This is a genomic window from Chryseobacterium sp. WG23, assembly GCF_024586575.1.
In the GTDB taxonomy this organism is placed as follows: Bacteria; Bacteroidota; Bacteroidia; order Flavobacteriales; family Weeksellaceae; genus Chryseobacterium.
Genome location: NZ_JALCZE010000015.1, coordinates 81,629 through 97,161, shown reverse-complemented (window position 1 = coordinate 97,161; position 15,533 = coordinate 81,629). Strand labels below are relative to the sequence as shown.

The 15,533-nt window shown below is 35.1% G+C and carries 16 protein-coding genes; 10 read left to right on the top strand and 6 right to left on the bottom strand.

The genetic code is table 11. The features are described from left to right. Nucleotides 1–463 precede the first annotated feature (463 nt). On the top strand, nt 464–904 hold the full coding sequence (gene arr, locus MP477_RS22880; protein WP_373567441.1) for an NAD(+)--rifampin ADP-ribosyltransferase: 441 nt from the start codon (nt 464–466) through the stop codon (nt 902–904). 75 nt (nt 905–979) lie between these two features. On the opposite strand, the gene MP477_RS20600 is transcribed toward arr, so the two are convergent. Both MP477_RS20600 and MP477_RS20595 read right to left on the bottom strand, forming a co-directional pair. Further along, nucleotides 980–1,918, bottom strand: a complete 939-nt coding sequence (locus MP477_RS20600) for a glycosyltransferase family 2 protein (protein ID WP_257191884.1) — start codon at nt 1,916–1,918, stop codon at nt 980–982. 534 nt (nt 1,919–2,452) lie between these two features. Continuing rightward, nucleotides 2,453–3,499, bottom strand: coding sequence for a low specificity L-threonine aldolase (locus MP477_RS20595; RefSeq protein WP_257191883.1), 1,047 nt, complete (start codon nt 3,497–3,499; stop codon nt 2,453–2,455). A 498-nt stretch (nt 3,500–3,997) separates the two neighbouring features. Here MP477_RS20595 and MP477_RS20590 point away from each other — a divergent pair, with 498 nt between their 5' ends. From MP477_RS20590 to chrA, 9 genes are all read left to right on the top strand, one after another. Then, entirely contained in the window at nt 3,998–4,189 is a 192-nt protein-coding gene (locus tag MP477_RS20590) for a hypothetical protein (protein ID WP_257191882.1), read from the top strand. Between the two features lie 338 nt (nt 4,190–4,527). Further along, nucleotides 4,528–6,075: a hypothetical protein gene (locus tag MP477_RS20585; RefSeq protein ID WP_257191881.1), complete on the top strand. Its 1,548-nt coding sequence runs from the start codon at nt 4,528–4,530 to the stop codon at nt 6,073–6,075. 132 nt (nt 6,076–6,207) lie between these two features. After that, nucleotides 6,208–6,660 carry a helix-turn-helix domain-containing protein gene (locus MP477_RS20580; protein WP_306552789.1) on the top strand — a complete coding sequence of 151 codons (453 nt, stop codon included), beginning with the start codon at nt 6,208–6,210 and terminating at the stop codon, nt 6,658–6,660. 30 nt (nt 6,661–6,690) lie between these two features. Then, nucleotides 6,691–6,999, top strand: a complete 309-nt coding sequence (locus tag MP477_RS20575; protein WP_257191880.1) for a helix-turn-helix domain-containing protein — start codon at nt 6,691–6,693, stop codon at nt 6,997–6,999. 593 nt (nt 7,000–7,592) lie between these two features. Continuing rightward, nucleotides 7,593–8,711 (top strand): M43 family zinc metalloprotease, encoded by a 1,119-nt coding sequence (locus MP477_RS20570; protein WP_257191879.1) that lies wholly within the window; start codon nt 7,593–7,595, stop codon nt 8,709–8,711. A 34-nt stretch (nt 8,712–8,745) separates the two neighbouring features. Continuing rightward, nucleotides 8,746–9,423 (top strand): T9SS type A sorting domain-containing protein, encoded by a 678-nt coding sequence (locus tag MP477_RS20565; protein WP_257191878.1) that lies wholly within the window; start codon nt 8,746–8,748, stop codon nt 9,421–9,423. A 136-nt stretch (nt 9,424–9,559) separates the two neighbouring features. Then, complete coding sequence (locus MP477_RS20560) at nt 9,560–9,817, top strand: hypothetical protein (protein ID WP_257191877.1); 258 nt, start codon at nt 9,560–9,562, stop codon at nt 9,815–9,817. Nucleotides 9,818–10,081: 264 nt separating this feature from the next. Next, nucleotides 10,082–10,855, top strand: coding sequence for a LuxR C-terminal-related transcriptional regulator (locus tag MP477_RS20555; RefSeq protein WP_257191876.1), 774 nt, complete (start codon nt 10,082–10,084; stop codon nt 10,853–10,855). Nucleotides 10,856–11,254: 399 nt separating this feature from the next. Continuing rightward, entirely contained in the window at nt 11,255–12,595 is a 1,341-nt protein-coding gene (chrA, locus tag MP477_RS20550; RefSeq protein ID WP_257191875.1) for a chromate efflux transporter, read from the top strand. 173 nt (nt 12,596–12,768) lie between these two features. On the opposite strand, the gene MP477_RS20545 is transcribed toward chrA, so the two are convergent. From MP477_RS20545 to MP477_RS20530, 4 genes are all read right to left on the bottom strand, one after another. Beyond that, a complete protein-coding gene (locus MP477_RS20545) occupies nt 12,769–13,377 on the bottom strand; it encodes a DUF4142 domain-containing protein (RefSeq protein WP_257191874.1) in 609 nt (202 codons plus the stop codon). Between the two features lie 703 nt (nt 13,378–14,080). After that, nucleotides 14,081–14,410 carry a DUF4280 domain-containing protein gene (locus MP477_RS20540; protein WP_257191873.1) on the bottom strand — a complete coding sequence of 110 codons (330 nt, stop codon included), beginning with the start codon at nt 14,408–14,410 and terminating at the stop codon, nt 14,081–14,083. A 4-nt stretch (nt 14,411–14,414) separates the two neighbouring features. Continuing rightward, entirely contained in the window at nt 14,415–14,834 is a 420-nt protein-coding gene (locus tag MP477_RS20535; RefSeq protein ID WP_257191872.1) for a hypothetical protein, read from the bottom strand. 124 nt (nt 14,835–14,958) lie between these two features. After that, nucleotides 14,959–15,525 (bottom strand): type VI secretion system amidase effector protein Tae4, encoded by a 567-nt coding sequence (locus tag MP477_RS20530; RefSeq protein ID WP_257191871.1) that lies wholly within the window; start codon nt 15,523–15,525, stop codon nt 14,959–14,961. Nucleotides 15,526–15,533: the final 8 nt, after the last annotated feature.

Sequence of the window (15,533 nt, the reverse complement as noted above, 5' to 3'; positions counted from 1 at the left end):
AGTGAGCAATCCATCCCTTAAGCAACTACAATATCTCTCGGTAAGCACTTGATACTCTGAGCGAATATCTCAGGGGAAAATAGTAGAATTGCAGATATTCGATGAGGTTATATGCGCAAAACATGATTTTTACGTTCTTTAAAAAAATAATTATCGAAAAATGGAATTCAACCCCAACAATCCCGTTATACAGCTTTGTATGCAAGGTATACAGCTGGAAGAAACTGAAAATCCGGAAGAAGCAGGTAAATTATTTCTACAGGCCTGGGACAAGGCAACAAACGATTTTGAAAAGTTCCTTGCAGCCTGGTTTATTGGGCGGTGCCAGGTAAAGGTTCCTGACCAATTAAGCTGGTACGAAACGGCACTGGAGTTTGCTTTAAAAGCTGATAATGATGCAGTGAAAGGAGCTTTTATTGCTCTTTATTCAAAGATAGCTCAATGTTATGAAGAACTTGGCGATATTGATAAAGCAAAAAAGTATCATGAATTAGCATTATCATCTGTAAACCAGCCTTCAGATAAGGGACCCTTTTACCATGGTACACGAGCAGATCTGGAAGTAGGTGATCTATTGACAGCTGGACGTACTTCCAACTATCAGTCGGAGCTCGTAATGAATCACATCTACTTTACAGCACTGGTTAACGGAGCAGGATTAGCTGCAGCTTTAGCCAGGGGCAACGGGGCTGAACGGGTTTATATTGTTGAGCCCAATGGCAGTTTTGAGGATGATCCCAATGTCACTAATAAAAAGTTTCCCGGCAATCCTACACGTTCCTACCGTACCAGCGAGCCGCTGAAGATCATCGGAGAAATAAAAGATTGGCAAAGACAGACACCTGAGCAATTACAGCAGTGGCAGGAAAAATTAGCGAAGAATAAAGGAGAGATCATTAATTAAATTATTACCATTTGCAGAAAAGGGGAATCCTTTGTTAAAATAGTTCAGTCTTGTAACAACGAGCCGTTAGATATTTTACAATAAGCTAGACCTGAAGTTAATATTATAAAGACCTGAACGTATGCTTGGATAATCTGTAAAAAAATACCGGATTATCATTCCCCATTTTTGCAGCAGAGGTGCTTTTGCAATTTCGAAACTTCTAAGCATTCTTTTAGCATGAATTCTTATATCTTCTGAAACCTCTTTTTCACTTTGCATCCAATTGTTAACCTCTTTCCAGAGTATCGCTTTTGATATTGCCGGATTTATTTCCCGGTTGTCTACTTTTGTTATTCTGTTACTTTCATGCACTCCCCTTATAGCCACAGCCTGATCTATAATCCCGGGATACAGATCGAGATAAAACGATAAGCGGAAAAGGAATTCAGTATCTTCATGAAGCTGTAAGCCCGGCCTGAAAAAAGACCCCATTTTTAACAGGGCTTCTTTTCGCAGGGTAAGCGTGTCAATACTGAAAAGACCAAAGGTTCCAAGCATATGAAGCTGACCTTTAAAAACATCCTTCGGTTCATATTTTTTATAAACTGTTGTAAGCCTTTCACCAAATAACCTGTAATACTGTTTTTTTGCTTTTTCAGAATAATAATGTACACCAAGCGCACCATACACTCCCTCAGTTTTCTTATTTTTAAAAAGCTCTTTTTCAGCATCAAATCGATTCGGTAGAAAGTAGTCGTCAGCATCCAGGAAAGCAATAAAATCGCCCGTTGATTTTTCAATCCCCAGATTTCTGCTGGTTCCGGCACCATGATTTCTCTGATCCGCATGTTGAAAAAATTTTACTCTTTCATATTTTTCAGCTAGTCCAATGCAAATTTTAAGTGCATTATCAGGTGATCCATCTTCAATAAGGATAACCTCATAAACTTCTTTAAATTGCAATGCAGAATGTACTGCATTTGCAACATATTTTTCTGCATTATAAACAGGAATAATAACGGAAATTTTCATGCGATTAATTATAATTTGTGTTTTTGTATTTTGTTTTTAAGCTTGTTTAAACTAATTAAAAACTGAGTCACAAAAGCTGAGTGTTCAAGAAACTTTGTGGCTTTTGACTATGTCAAATCTTCAGTTTGTGGTTAAAATAAAAAGTCTAAACAAGTTCTTTATAAACCCGCTATTTCTATAGATCCGAAATCCATATATGTCCCGAAACAGCCGCGGGTGTAGCTTTCGATCAACAAGAAACAATAATGTTATCTTTATTGTGTACACTTTAATGTTATCCTGATGCTGTGGTAATACATCAATTAGAAAACATATCAGGTGTCTCCTAAAAGTCGTTATATCAAGTGTCGGAAGAGCCAATTTTTGAAGATATTTCTGTTTTTATTCTATATTAAATTCAAAAGAATAATCTTAGAAATACGGTAAGTGGCTTGACCTCAGAAGACAGAAAGGATACCTATCTGTCATCCAAAAGTCCGTTTAAAATATCAGATGAAATAGAAAATAAAGCAGTTCATTATTAATAGTATTATTTTAGCTGGTCCTACCGGTATTGTACAATTTTAATCTGCTTTCCAATATATCTAAATGAGAATCTGTAAAATCAAGATGGGTAACAAAGCGTACCAGGTTTTTCCCAAAAGGAGAACATAATATATTCTTTTCCTTCATTCCGGCTACAAAACTTACTGCCTCTCTATCTTCGGGGAGCTCTCCTATTACAATATTCGTTTCAACGGGATATAAGCGTATAATCTCTGTATAGGCAAGTAATAAGTTGCCTACTTTTTTTGCTCTTAAATGGTCATTTTTAAGCAGGGAAACATGATGGTCAAGAGCGTAAATACCTGCTGCTGCCAATCCTCCAGCCTGTCTCCATCCTCCTCCCATTGCTTTTCTGGCTCTTCTTGCCTGTTTAATGAATTCTAAAGAACCAATAAGTACAGATCCTACAGGGCATCCCAGTCCTTTTGACAGGCAAATGGATATGCTGTCAAACACCTCACCGTACTCCTTAGGAGTCTCTGAAGTTTCAGTTAAAGCATTAAATAATCTGGCTCCGTCTAAATGTAAAATAAGTCCATGGTCAGTACATATTTTTTTTATTTTTTTTATCTCATCAAAATTATAAATACTTCCGCCTCCTTTGTTTGTAGTGTTTTCTAATACCACAAGCTTTGTTACAGGCTGATGAATATCATTAGGATTATTGATAGCATCTTTAACCAGAGCTGCACTTAATTTTCCATAATCTCCAGCCAGTGGCCGCACAGAGGAAAAAGCATTCATGGCAATTCCTCCTCCCTCATAAAGATAAACATGGGAAAGCTGGTCACAGATCACTTCATCCCCGGGTTTTGTGTGAACTTTAATTGCCAGTTGATTGGTCATAGTTCCGGTAGGACAAAAAAGAGCAGCTTCCATACCGAACATTGCTGCCACTTTTTCTTCAAGTTTATTCACCGTAGGATCTTCGTTGTACACATCATCGCCTAATACGGCATCATTCATCACACTTCTCATTTCCGGTGTTGGTAAGGTTAAGGTGTCGCTTCTTAAGTCTATTACTTCATTTTCCATATTGTAAAAAAAAAAAATTAAATAGTTGGATTGATTATTTTCATTGGAATGGACTAATCTTCAGCAGTAATCCGTTTTTTATGAACACTAAGCATAATTGTATAATGAACACTGTCAGAGTTTTTATGGGTTAGTTATATAAAATTTCAGATACTCAATCATCACCTTACCATCATTAGGTTTTTCAAAGGAGATAATCTTATTACTTATTATAGATCCGAAGAATTGTTATTTCAGCTTTTTGCAACAGAACTATTTCGGATTACTCGATTTGTATTTTTCCAAGGCAATAATACAAACAAAATTATTCTGTACGATCATAATAGCAAGCAGATAGGGTTAAAATGATAGATATCTACTATATGTTTTCATTTCCTGGCCTACTAACTTTGCACTTAAGATAATACCGGTATCCATCGGTTGAAAAAAAACACAATAACCTATCATTCTAAACAAGCCCTGAGCTAGTTCAAGATTTGTAATCATATAAATGGAAAAATGAAAAAAATATTAATTCTTACAAGTGCAATATTATATACCCTACATGCATTCGGACAGGTTGACATCAGTTCCTGTACTCCACATCCATCGAGTATTCTCACGGTAAAGGCCACCAATTTAAAGGACCAGTACAAAGGAATCCTTTTAAGTTCAACGACAACGAACCCGATCAATAACATATTAACCTAGCAATAGAATTGATAGCTACATAAATAATATGAAAGTAAATCAAGGTAATGCAACAACTCCTTAATATCTGATTCATCTACTAATCTACAGGTAATTTCTACGAAAAAACAATTAATCCAAAGAAATGCTATTGTTGGCCACATTTATCAATTTTCAACATATACCTACTTCCTCTGAAATATGCAAGTACCTTAATTAACTATATACAAGCTTTATTGAAGATATATTGCTTTACAATAATAATAATAATAATAATAATAATAATAATAAACATTATATACTTCCCTTTATTAACGATGAAAGGGAATATATAGATTTAATAACTAATTATACAAATTATGAAAAAGTCTTTTAACCTTTTAGCCATTTTCGCCCTCAGTCCATTGGTTTTCTCGCAAGTTGGGATAAACACTCAAAAACCTGAAGCAACTTTAGATGTAAGAGCAAAAAATCACACCGGAACCACTCCAGGTGATGTTACTGCAACAGATGGAGTATTAGTTCCCCGAGTATCTTCGTTATCAACAAATGGTACTGTAAATGGGCAGTTAGTATATTTGGTAGCAAATAATGGTAGTTTTACAAAAGGATTCCATTATTGGGATGGTATTTCCTGGGTATCAGTAGGTGGCGGAGGTAACGGTGATGGTGATGCCTGGGGAGTGACAGGAGAAGATCAAATTTCAAATGTTGGACGAACCGGAAGTGTGGCAATTGGTAACAATACCCCCGATCCCTATGCGAAATTAGATGTGTCTTCCAATAACCAAGGTATACTAGTACCCCGTATTAATCTAACTTCCAGTACACTTGACTTAAATTCCGATGGTGACGGAAACGTAGCCAATCAGCCTACAGGACTACTTATTTTTAATAGTGGGACTACTTTTGTAAAGGGATATTATTTCTGGAATGGAACCGAATGGAGAAGCATAAACAACTCCGTTGTTACAGCACCTTCCATTACGAGTTTAGGATGTGAAAATGCAATTTTAGATCCTAATATGTACCAAGCCGGCGTTGCGTATAACGGATATTTAAAAATCCCTTATACCGGAGGCAATGGAGCTGCCTATACTGAAGGCTCTACAATTACGGTTAACGGGCTGCAGTTTAAATTAAAACCGGGAACACTTGCCTATGGCTCAGGAGAATTTGTTTTTTCTGTTACAGGAACTCCGACTTTATCTTCTCCAGTAGCTACATCAATTCCTATTCAAGGTTCCGCAGGTAATAATTTAATACCATTTCTTACTCCAGCTTTAAATTGTACAGCTACTGTTGGAAATAACACTTCAACGGCAGCTGATATTAAAGTTGCAGCTGTTATGGATTATATGAAATTTGTAACCGACCCTGACACGAATGTTAAAGGCTTTGTTGTAGAAGCTAAGACGCCGGATGGGTTATATACTGTGAGAGTATTCATGAGACATTCACTACAAACTTCAGCTGCAACTATTAGCAACAATACAACTTCTACTAGTAGTACTAGTGAGAATAATGTCCAATTGCGAAATAATTCAACAATCACTAAAACAATTATGTGGAATTATACTACATTCTGGAGTAATTCAACTTCACAAGTACCATTCACTGACGCCGGAGGAGGTCTGCGAGTACCGCCTGCACAACCGGGTGGAGGTCAGGGAAATACATGGTCAACTATGTCTGCATCAAATGCAGGTGCATGGGGTAACCCAGGTATTTATAACGCAAGTAATAATGGACCAGAATATAGATACTATTCATGGATTGATAACACTGGATCTTCAAAAGTAGCCTATATTGCAACAATAATGTCCGGAAAGAGCCCATTTACATCACCAACAGAGCCTACTACACAGAAAGTATTCATCAGAATAGAACAAATTACCGGTGGATAAAGTAACAACATTTGGGATGGCAGGCAGGATATATTATCCTAGCTTAATTTAGTATTAGTCCTAAAATGATAAAAAACACAATCTATATATTTATTTGATTACAGGTCTATATAGACTTGTAATCAAATAAAAATGACAAGACCATACAGAAAATCAAGATTCATGGATTTTAAAAATATACATATAGGTCAGATTATTAAAAAAAGAGTATTGGAATCTGAAATTGATATTGTTCGTATCTGTAATTTTCTTAAATGTTCAGATGAAGAAATCGATACCATGTATACATTAAAAAGTCTTGATTCTGAACTCCTGTTAAGATGGAGTAAACTTTTGGAATATGATTTTTTCAGGATCTACAATCAGCATTTGATTTTATACGCTCCGCAAATATCAAGAAATCAATCTCAGGTAAAAAAAGAATCTGAATTGCCGAAATTCAGAAAAAATATTTATACCAAAGAAATTATTGATTTCATTGTGAACCTTATAGAAAGCGGAGAAAAAACCAGAGCGCAGGTTATTGAAGAATATAGAATTCCGAAAACCACATTATACAAGTGGCTTGAAAAATACAAATCATAAGAATATATCATCATACAATACAAAAAAATCATGGAAAGTATAGGACCCGATTATGTGAAGATTTTTTCAGATATCATTTCGAAAAAATTTCCGGAAAAAATTTCTGATTGCAGGCATTATCTGAGAAAGGAAAAACTATCTTCATTAGAAGTTATCACCCTTAACCGTATTATATTTCATGATGGCAATATACATAATGAATACAAATCCTATGATTATGAAAGCATTGCCAAAATATTGGAATATCAAAGAAAAAATAAGATGACTAACATAGCCACTGCATCAGCATTTAAACTCAGTCGGAATACTTTGGCGGCCTGGAAAAAGATGCATCAATAAAAGCAGTAAAGGAATTTACAAATAGCAGATTATTCATCAGTATGAAATATAACCTTACTGAAAATAAGATACATGGCTATGCTATTCAAACTTAATCTACAATTAAAATTATAAAACACCGCATCGGTATATTTTTTATTCATTCTATCATAGTGTTGTGACCTAATTTCTTTATATCATATTGTTTGGGATACCGATGCTTTGTTTTATTTAAGGCAATACTATAAGACGAAAGGTGTACATATAATAGAAAACCATAAAAAAAACACTTACAAAAAAGCAGCAATGAACTAACATGAAAAATAAATTATTATCAGGATTCATCATTGGTTTGATACTTACTGTAGTTTTATTCCTTATTGCATTTATCTCTAAACTGTAACAGGGATAATCCCATATGATGAATAACTTTTTCAGGAAAAGACCTCTTATCCTGTGGCTACTGGATTTTCATTGAATAGAATCATTCCCAAATTGAGATTTCAAAATTTCTAAAAATTAAAGACAGCAGTCTTTTTTATTACTTGGTATCAGGCCTTCACGCAAAAAAGGTTTCGGACATATCTATTTTCTTATTATTTAAAAAAATCACAATGAAAAAAATTTTAACTATTATTTTATCATTAGGCACGATAATGATATTTGGGCAGGAATCTTGCGCCTTTGACCGGGTTCAGCAGGAACTGGAAAGGAAAGATCCGGAAGTCCGGAAATCAAGAGAAGAGGCAGAAGCCCGTCTCTTGAAGATGAATGCAAAGGAATATCTTAATAAAATTGGGGCCACCTCTAAAAACGGGCTGTATACCGGACAGGTCTATGAAATTCCTGTTGTGATACATGTTATAGAGTCCTCTGATCCATCCAACGCTTCTCTCGTACGGACTGATGCACAGATTCAGGAATGGATAGACAACTGCAACAAGATATTTGCAACAACCTATGCTAATGGCTATTATCCGGAAGGCCAGGGAAATGATGGCGGAAATGTCATCCCTTTTAAACTGGTGCTCGCCAAAAGAACCCCACAATGTAGCACCACTAACGGAATCATAAGGTATAACGGAAGTAGCCTACCCGGATATGATGCCTCTGGTATGAGAGAATCAGGGGCCAACGGGCCTAATCAAAATGAAGTAAAAAGTATAGCCCCACACTGGCCTGAAAACTCTTATTTTAATATGTATCTGGTTATTGGCTTTGATGGAAACAAATGGTCTGACGGGGTTATGGGCTGGGCTGGCGCTCCTTCAAATCCCAATAGTGCCTATAATACTTTTATGAAAGTAAGTGCTATTACCATTAGCAATCAATCTGTTTTAGCACACGAAGTCGGGCATGCACTTGGCTTGGATCATGTTTTTTCCGGAACTTCTACCATTTCGTCTTCCCCACAGGCTTCAGATTGTCCTGATAATTCAAACTGTACGACCAGCAATGACAAAATATGTGATACGGAGCCTACCGCTAATCTTTTATACGTTTCGCCATTTCCTTCCAACACAAACATTAATCCATGTACAGGATCACCTTATCAGGGGATCCAGTATAATGTCATGAATTATACGGCCAGACCAAGGAAAATTTACTGCGGGGCAGAGAGAACGTGGTGTTGCTATGTTCATGCAGCGCCGGTCAAACTTAACCAGATCTTTAGGAGCAACTGCTCTCGATCCTGCTTCTCCTACACCCATATTAATTGCTACTGCCTGTAAACCTACTGGTATAACTAATCCAGCAAATCAATCAATGGGCCCAACCCGGGTTCAGCTCGGCACCATAGATAATGTATCTGATGCATTTTGGACGTATTCCAATGGACATTATTATGCGGATTACAGCCTGCAAAACTGCTTTACAAAAGATGTTTTTACAGATATCAGCGTTAATTTCAATGAGCTAAAGGTGAGTTTTGGCGGCTCTCCACAATATATAAAGGCCTGGATTGATTATAATAATAACGGCATTTTTGAAGATTCAGAATTGATTGGTGCTTCACCTAACAGGATCAATCCCAGCCAGTCACCTTATGTGATTAATTTTACACCTCCTGCTTCAGCAGTAAAAGACACGTATCTGAGGATGAGAGTGATCGCGGACAGGAATCAGAAAACTCCCTGCGAAAACTTAACGAATGGTCAAACGGAAGATTATTCAGTACGAATTCCGGGGGTTACTTTAAATACTATTGAGACGAACAAAGTAACAAATGCCGTTCATTATTCGTCAGATAATAATTCATTGATTCTTGTCAATAGTGGATCTAAAAAATTTGGCAGCTACGAAATTTATGATATCAGTGGAAAAATGATTCAAAAAGGAAAGTCTGAAACCAGCGAAATTACATTGAACTTCTATCATAAAGGAACTTATGTTTTAACATTTATAAAAAACGGTCAGAAAGTTTCTAAAAAGTTCATCCAATAAATCGGGCAGCAAACAGAACGGAAAAAAAAGACCTGTTCCTGCTCAGTAGAAAAACATATGATTATATATATTTTATCAGATTAAGGGACTTCAGAATCTGCATAATAAAAAGACTTTGTAACTCATAAATCTAAGTATGAAAAATAAAAAATTTTATTTCAATAAAAAGTATCATTTCTATGATAAGGATCAGAATATTCTGCTGCGGGAAGACCAGCTGATTGGGAAAAAAATGAATGACCTGGATTTCTTTTTCACCGATTATCAAGTACAAAGAATACATACCCAAGAGTGTATTTTTGTTTTGAAAAAATCGTTTTTCGGACTATTTAAATTGAGACTGTATTTATATCTTGATGAAGATACAGTGCATGATTATGATATTAAACCATAGTATGGTTTAATGATCAGTAAACACTTACACTATCTTAAACAAATTTTTTTATAGTTATAATATCAAACATAACTTTTGATAGGCTCCCATGCCTCTGTAACCTATAAATCTTTTATTATTCACAAAAATATACATCAAGAAACTGTATGCAGCAAAAAAATTATTGACTAAATTAAGTGACTACTGGTATAATTTTCGCAATAAAAAAGTATCCTTATATTAATTTTAATTAGGAAGAATATTATGGGAAAAAAAATTAACCCGATGGATGAAAAGCAGTTTAATGATTATTTTTATAAAAGAGATAGTCAACTGCCTGTGAACTATTTCGTTTTTTTCGAGGATTCAATTGAAAACGCTAAAAAGTTTTCTATAGGATCCTTCTTTTGGTTTATTATCAATGGGACCAATATGGAAATAGAGCGAACAAGTGAAAATATTGAACAGTTTACTCCTTTTAGGAAGGAAGACTGGATGGGCTCAAATCCTGAATTTTTTATTAATCTATTTCATCCGCAAGACAGACAATACGTTATGGCTGCACTTGTATTTGCTATCAATGCTCATATGCAGTTTCTAAGAGAGGGAAAAACCGATGTCTTATTCAATCATTACGGCAGAATGATTACCCGGGATGGAAATTATCGCTGGGTATTAATTCAATCTCCGACTCAAATTATTAATAATTTCGAAATACAAGCGTCTATATTATTTATTTACGATCTTTCCCATTTCATTATTCAAAACCTGCCCCTGCTTTCCATAATAGACTTTAGTGATAATGAAGTTCAGTATTTTAAGCATGTTGATCAGCAATTACATCAGATAGACACAGAAAAGCCAAATATAACAAATCGTGAGAAAGACATCTTAAAGCTTATGGCCCAAGGCCTCAATAGCCCCGAAATTGCAGAAAAACTTTTTATCTCTTATAATACGGTGGAGAATCATAAAAGTAACCTTAGAAAAAAAACAAATACTAAAACTTCGGCAGAACTTATTGCCTATACTATGAATCACAGCTTACTTATCCTTTAAATAAAGAGAATATCGATAGAGGACAGCTTAAAAAAATCATGATATGTAATGAAAGATCAGCTTCCTGTGAATTGAAAGATTTGCATTTTAAAATAAATATCATGATGCCTTTTTCTGACATTCTCAACAAAGGCTTCTGAAATTATAACTCTGTACAATGTTACTTATGAAATTGGTTTTTCAAGGCTTTATTTATATCAAATTGGATGTCACTACATTCAGTGCAATATGATTAAATCAGGGCCTTAAAAACCATGCTCAAAACCTTCTGTAATTCACCTAAAATGCTTATATTTGAGTTTATCTTTTCTGATATTTCCAATCAGGATTTGCCTTATACATTATGTAAGGGATCATCGATTTTCGAATCATTCAGTATGTTCCCCAAATATAAAATAAATGCAACAAATTATAAACGAAAAAAAAGTCTCAAAACCCTCTTTTTCAGAAGCTGTACAGTTTTGGTTCATCCTGGGGTGGATCAGTTTTGGAGGAACCACCGGTCATATTACGATTATGCATTCCTTTTTAGTTGATAAGAAAAAATGGATCAGTACCAGCAAATTTTATCATGCCCTCAACGCCTGTATGGTCTTACCCGGCCCGGAAGCTCATCAGCTGGCTATTTATATTGGCTGGAAGCTCCATGGTATAAAAGGCGGCATAATAGCTGGTTTATTCTTTATCTTACCCTCAATATGTATTTTACTGGGACTGAGTTTAATATATGCACTCTACGGAAATACACCGCTGTTAACATCTGTATTTAATGGATTAAAACCCGCCGTTCTGGCTATAATTTTATTTGCAACATGGAAAGTAAGTCAAAAATCCCTCCTTACTCCCCTGCATTTTTTCGCCGCATCGATGGCTTTTTTATTGTCGTATTTTATTCATATTTCAATGCCCTATATCTTATTTGGCATTATCATCTTAGGAATTACTGTCAACCTGATTTTTCCCAAACTTTTAATTCCTAAAGCAAGAAATAAAGAAAACAAGAATCTTATTCATGAAGATGTATACTTTGTGAATTCCAATCAAAGCAGTTCTGAAACATCGGTAAAAAAAATCGTGTTACAACTGCTGGTATTTGTAACCTTGTGGTTAGCTCCGTTTTTATATGTATCTAATTTCTTAATTGATCCGGTATTTTGGCAGAGCTCATCCCTATTATTTACCAAAGCTGCTTTCTTAACAATTGGCGGTTCCTACACCGTTATCCCCTATGCTGCCAACCTGGTAACCAATAAATTGATGTGGCTGAGTAAGGCACAGATGATAGATGGTTTTGCTCTCGCGGAAACTACACCAGGTCCCTTGGTTATTGTACTGTCCTATATTGGTTTCATGGCCGGATACAACCATTTTGAGGGTTCTTTGGTAATGGGCTCTATCGGATTGCTTATCGCTTCTTATTTTACGTTTTTACCCAACTTTATCCTGATTTTTATGGGAGCTCCTTTGATCGAAAAAACGCAGAAAAACAAAATGATACAGAGCGTGTTATCATTAATAACGGCAGCAGTGGTGGGTGTTATTGTCAACCTGGCATTTTATCTGGGTGAGGAAATTTTATTCAACGGTCAGGTAATTTCTATAGCAGCTATAAACTGGTTTTCACTGCTCTGGGTAATTATTTCAGTGGTCCTGCTTTACCGGTATAAACTTCATATGATCTATCTTATTCTGATCAGTTTATTGTTTGGTGTATTGAAATACCTTTTGCATTTCGCATAAATATAATAACCGTATTAATTACGAAATTATGGTCAGGTAAGACCAATTACTAAAGAAACCATAGGCTTTATTGTACCAGTGACCGCTCACAAAAGATAGTAGGCCTACTCCAGACTCTGTTACCGTAATAAAAGATTTACCTTATCACCCAGAATTCAACATAGGCCTACATATTATTTAACAGTACTTTTCGCCTTTTCAGACTCCGTTAAGTGGTGTTCTAACGTTGGAAGGGTTTTGGTAGCAAAAGATTTTAATGATGTTTCCTTACCCTCGGCGCCTTCTTTTTTAAATTCTTCAATATCTTTTTTGTGATCGGTAACCATCAGATCAGTATACATACGGTCAAAGTCCACCCCTTTTTTTGCTTTCAGGTCGTCATATTTTTTTTGCTTTTCAGCATCCAAACCCGTTGGCAGTGTATAACCTGCTGTTGATGCCCATTTTTTGAGCTCATCATTGGCCTTAGTATGATCCTTGACCATCATCTCACCCAGAGTTTTTACCGCAGCACCGGAAGCATTGGTTGCTGCCAGTTGTCCCATCATCACTTCCATCAGCCCTCCTTTTGCAGCAGCATCAGCAAATTTTTTATCCTGATCACTCAGAGAATCCGCAGACGGGGAATTAGTGGTTTTTGCAGAGTCGTTAACGGCCATTGGAGAATCGGAAGGAGCAGATACTGACATGCTGTCTGCAGGCTGACTTACCGTTGTTGTTTCATTTTTTTTGCAGGCTATAAAAGCAAAGACTGCAAAAATTGTTAAAGCAGAATTTTTCATATTAATAAATTTTAAATGGTGATCATTAAATCAATTACAATTTTAATACTAATACAACACAGATTAACTTTAAAAGACTTATAACTTAATTACAGCCTGAAAATTCCTTATTCCAACTTCATTAATGGCTATAAATAAGACTGTGTAACACACAAGTAATCTAGGTTGTATCTGCTAAATAAGAGTTACAAAAATAATTTTTAACCCATTAAGAAATTATGATCTCAATCATATACGCCTGATGCTATAGGCGGCGTTATTTCGTGACAGTTTATTTTTCGCAGATATTAACTGGGATTAGGTGCAAAAGTTGGGGAGGGTAACATCAACTACATCAATACAGCTTCTTTTTGACACAAAGTTCTATTTTTATTATGCTTGATTTTAAGTGAGTCAAGAATGAATCGATTAGAAATCGATTTTGATGAAGCTAACTTTTTATATCGCTTATTCAATGACAAAGTCGCTTTTCTTTGCTTTCTTAAAATAGAACATCCGAATTAATATTCCTTTGCGTAAATAAATGTTATTTCCATCCTATTTTCAAGTCAAAATATAAAACCACATATTTTATTTAAGGCAGCATAGATTTCTTAATATCATTCAAACAAGAGGTTTTAGATTTATTAAAAAAAATGATTATCAGTCAGTTACTTGAAACGAAAGGCAGATTGGGTTTTATCACTAAGAATCAGCTTGTATTTTACTCCTCAACAAAGCTTTGGGCTGACTTTACAACTGTTATTTTACCACCAATAGAACAATGACATGTTGAGCTAGCTAGCAGCTCTTTTTTGCCTTCAATTTCAAAATCAGAAGTATTCCCCCACTTAACAGGTGATGGAGAACAGGAAGACCTTAAAACACTGCACATTCCAAAAGGTTTAATGTTGGTGTCAGGTTGCTTATCTTCCTCTGTAGCCTGTAATTTTCCATCAATACTCATAAAAGATTGACTGGTTACTGTGATAGGTGTCATAGCTGTTCCTTTGTCACATTTTAGCTGGGTGGTATCTGTGATGTGTTGGGGCATATTGTCATTTTTTTGAAGTTTTCTTTTTTGATGTCACTCCAATAAGTTTTCTGATATAGCTGCCTAATTCTTTGGATTCATAGAAGTCAAAACAATTGTAAAATATTATATTCTTGTCCCCTGTTTCAAAATGCAAATTGTTTTTCATTGAATGGTATTGACCAGTTTCATTAATAGTGTAATCTATTATTTTGCTTTTCAAATCATCATCTTCCAAAAAATTTCCATTTATAGAAAACTGAACTCCTGAAGCATCTTTATATGTGTTATAAAAATTTGAATCAATTTTTTGATAGTTATAACTCAAGCATTTATCAAATGCATACTTCTTCACTTCCATTAGTTTATTCTGTCCTAAGACTTCTATATTAGAAAGAATTAAGAAGGCAAATACATATTTAAAAATTTTTATTTTAATTCCCATAGCTTTATCTCGTCTGTTTGTATAACAATATTCGCCTTTTTAACAGGGTGATATTGTTCATATTTCATTTTAAAATAATAGTATTGACTATTGGGGTTATTGTGCTGAGGGTCTCCTGGATATATCAGGTTATTTCCATCCCAAGTGTAAAATGCCCAGAAGCATTTCCCCATCCTGAAACCTTAAACATAACAATTCCTTTCATTTTATGGAGCTTATCCCATCTTTCTTTAGATAAACCTTCTTTTACCTCTCCCAATCCTGCTTTTTTTAATGTCTCATCAAATTCAGGTTTACCCAAGTGTTCTTCCAAATATTTACCCAATTCCTTAACTCTGTACCAGTAATTTAACTTATCATCACCTTTATGAACTCCTCCTTTTGCTCCTTTTGCCTTATATTTAGAATTATCAAAAGGTAGTTTGAATCCACTGTAATTTAATCCTTTGCTCATTCTGAAAGCACAAGTGTTTTCCCAATCCTCAGCTGATTTATTATAGTATCCAATCAAGCTATTACCAATCTCATTATACAATGTAATTACATCTACAGAGCTATTAGGGTAATTTTTAATCATATCTCTCCAGCTTGGTCTTAAAACCTGAATGGGTTTTGTCTGTTGATTCCCACTTGTTGCAACGATACCTCTCCGTTGTTCAAGTAATGTTGGTATAAAATTATTAATTTTCATAATAAATA

Excerpts from the sequence above, each read along its gene's own strand:
- MP477_RS20530 (WP_257191871.1), bottom strand. The coding sequence starts at position 15,525 with ATGAAAATTAATAATTTTATACCAACATTACTTGAACAACGGAGAGGT.
- chrA (WP_257191875.1), top strand. The coding sequence starts at position 11,255 with ATGCAACAAATTATAAACGAAAAAAAAGTCTCAAAACCCTCTTTTTCA.
- MP477_RS20595 (WP_257191883.1), bottom strand. The coding sequence starts at position 3,499 with ATGGAAAATGAAGTAATAGACTTAAGAAGCGACACCTTAACCTTACCA.
- MP477_RS20585 (WP_257191881.1), top strand. The coding sequence starts at position 4,528 with ATGAAAAAGTCTTTTAACCTTTTAGCCATTTTCGCCCTCAGTCCATTG.
- MP477_RS20600 (WP_257191884.1), bottom strand. The coding sequence starts at position 1,918 with ATGAAAATTTCCGTTATTATTCCTGTTTATAATGCAGAAAAATATGTT.
- MP477_RS20575 (WP_257191880.1), top strand. The coding sequence starts at position 6,691 with ATGGAAAGTATAGGACCCGATTATGTGAAGATTTTTTCAGATATCATT.
- MP477_RS20580 (WP_306552789.1), top strand. The coding sequence starts at position 6,208 with ATGACAAGACCATACAGAAAATCAAGATTCATGGATTTTAAAAATATA.
- MP477_RS20565 (WP_257191878.1), top strand. The coding sequence starts at position 8,746 with ATGGGCCCAACCCGGGTTCAGCTCGGCACCATAGATAATGTATCTGAT.
- MP477_RS20590 (WP_257191882.1), top strand. The coding sequence starts at position 3,998 with ATGAAAAAAATATTAATTCTTACAAGTGCAATATTATATACCCTACAT.
- MP477_RS20555 (WP_257191876.1), top strand. The coding sequence starts at position 10,082 with ATGGATGAAAAGCAGTTTAATGATTATTTTTATAAAAGAGATAGTCAA.
- MP477_RS20560 (WP_257191877.1), top strand. The coding sequence starts at position 9,560 with ATGAAAAATAAAAAATTTTATTTCAATAAAAAGTATCATTTCTATGAT.
- MP477_RS20545 (WP_257191874.1), bottom strand. The coding sequence starts at position 13,377 with ATGAAAAATTCTGCTTTAACAATTTTTGCAGTCTTTGCTTTTATAGCC.
- MP477_RS20535 (WP_257191872.1), bottom strand. The coding sequence starts at position 14,834 with ATGGGAATTAAAATAAAAATTTTTAAATATGTATTTGCCTTCTTAATT.
- MP477_RS20570 (WP_257191879.1), top strand. The coding sequence starts at position 7,593 with ATGAAAAAAATTTTAACTATTATTTTATCATTAGGCACGATAATGATA.
- MP477_RS20540 (WP_257191873.1), bottom strand. The coding sequence starts at position 14,410 with ATGCCCCAACACATCACAGATACCACCCAGCTAAAATGTGACAAAGGA.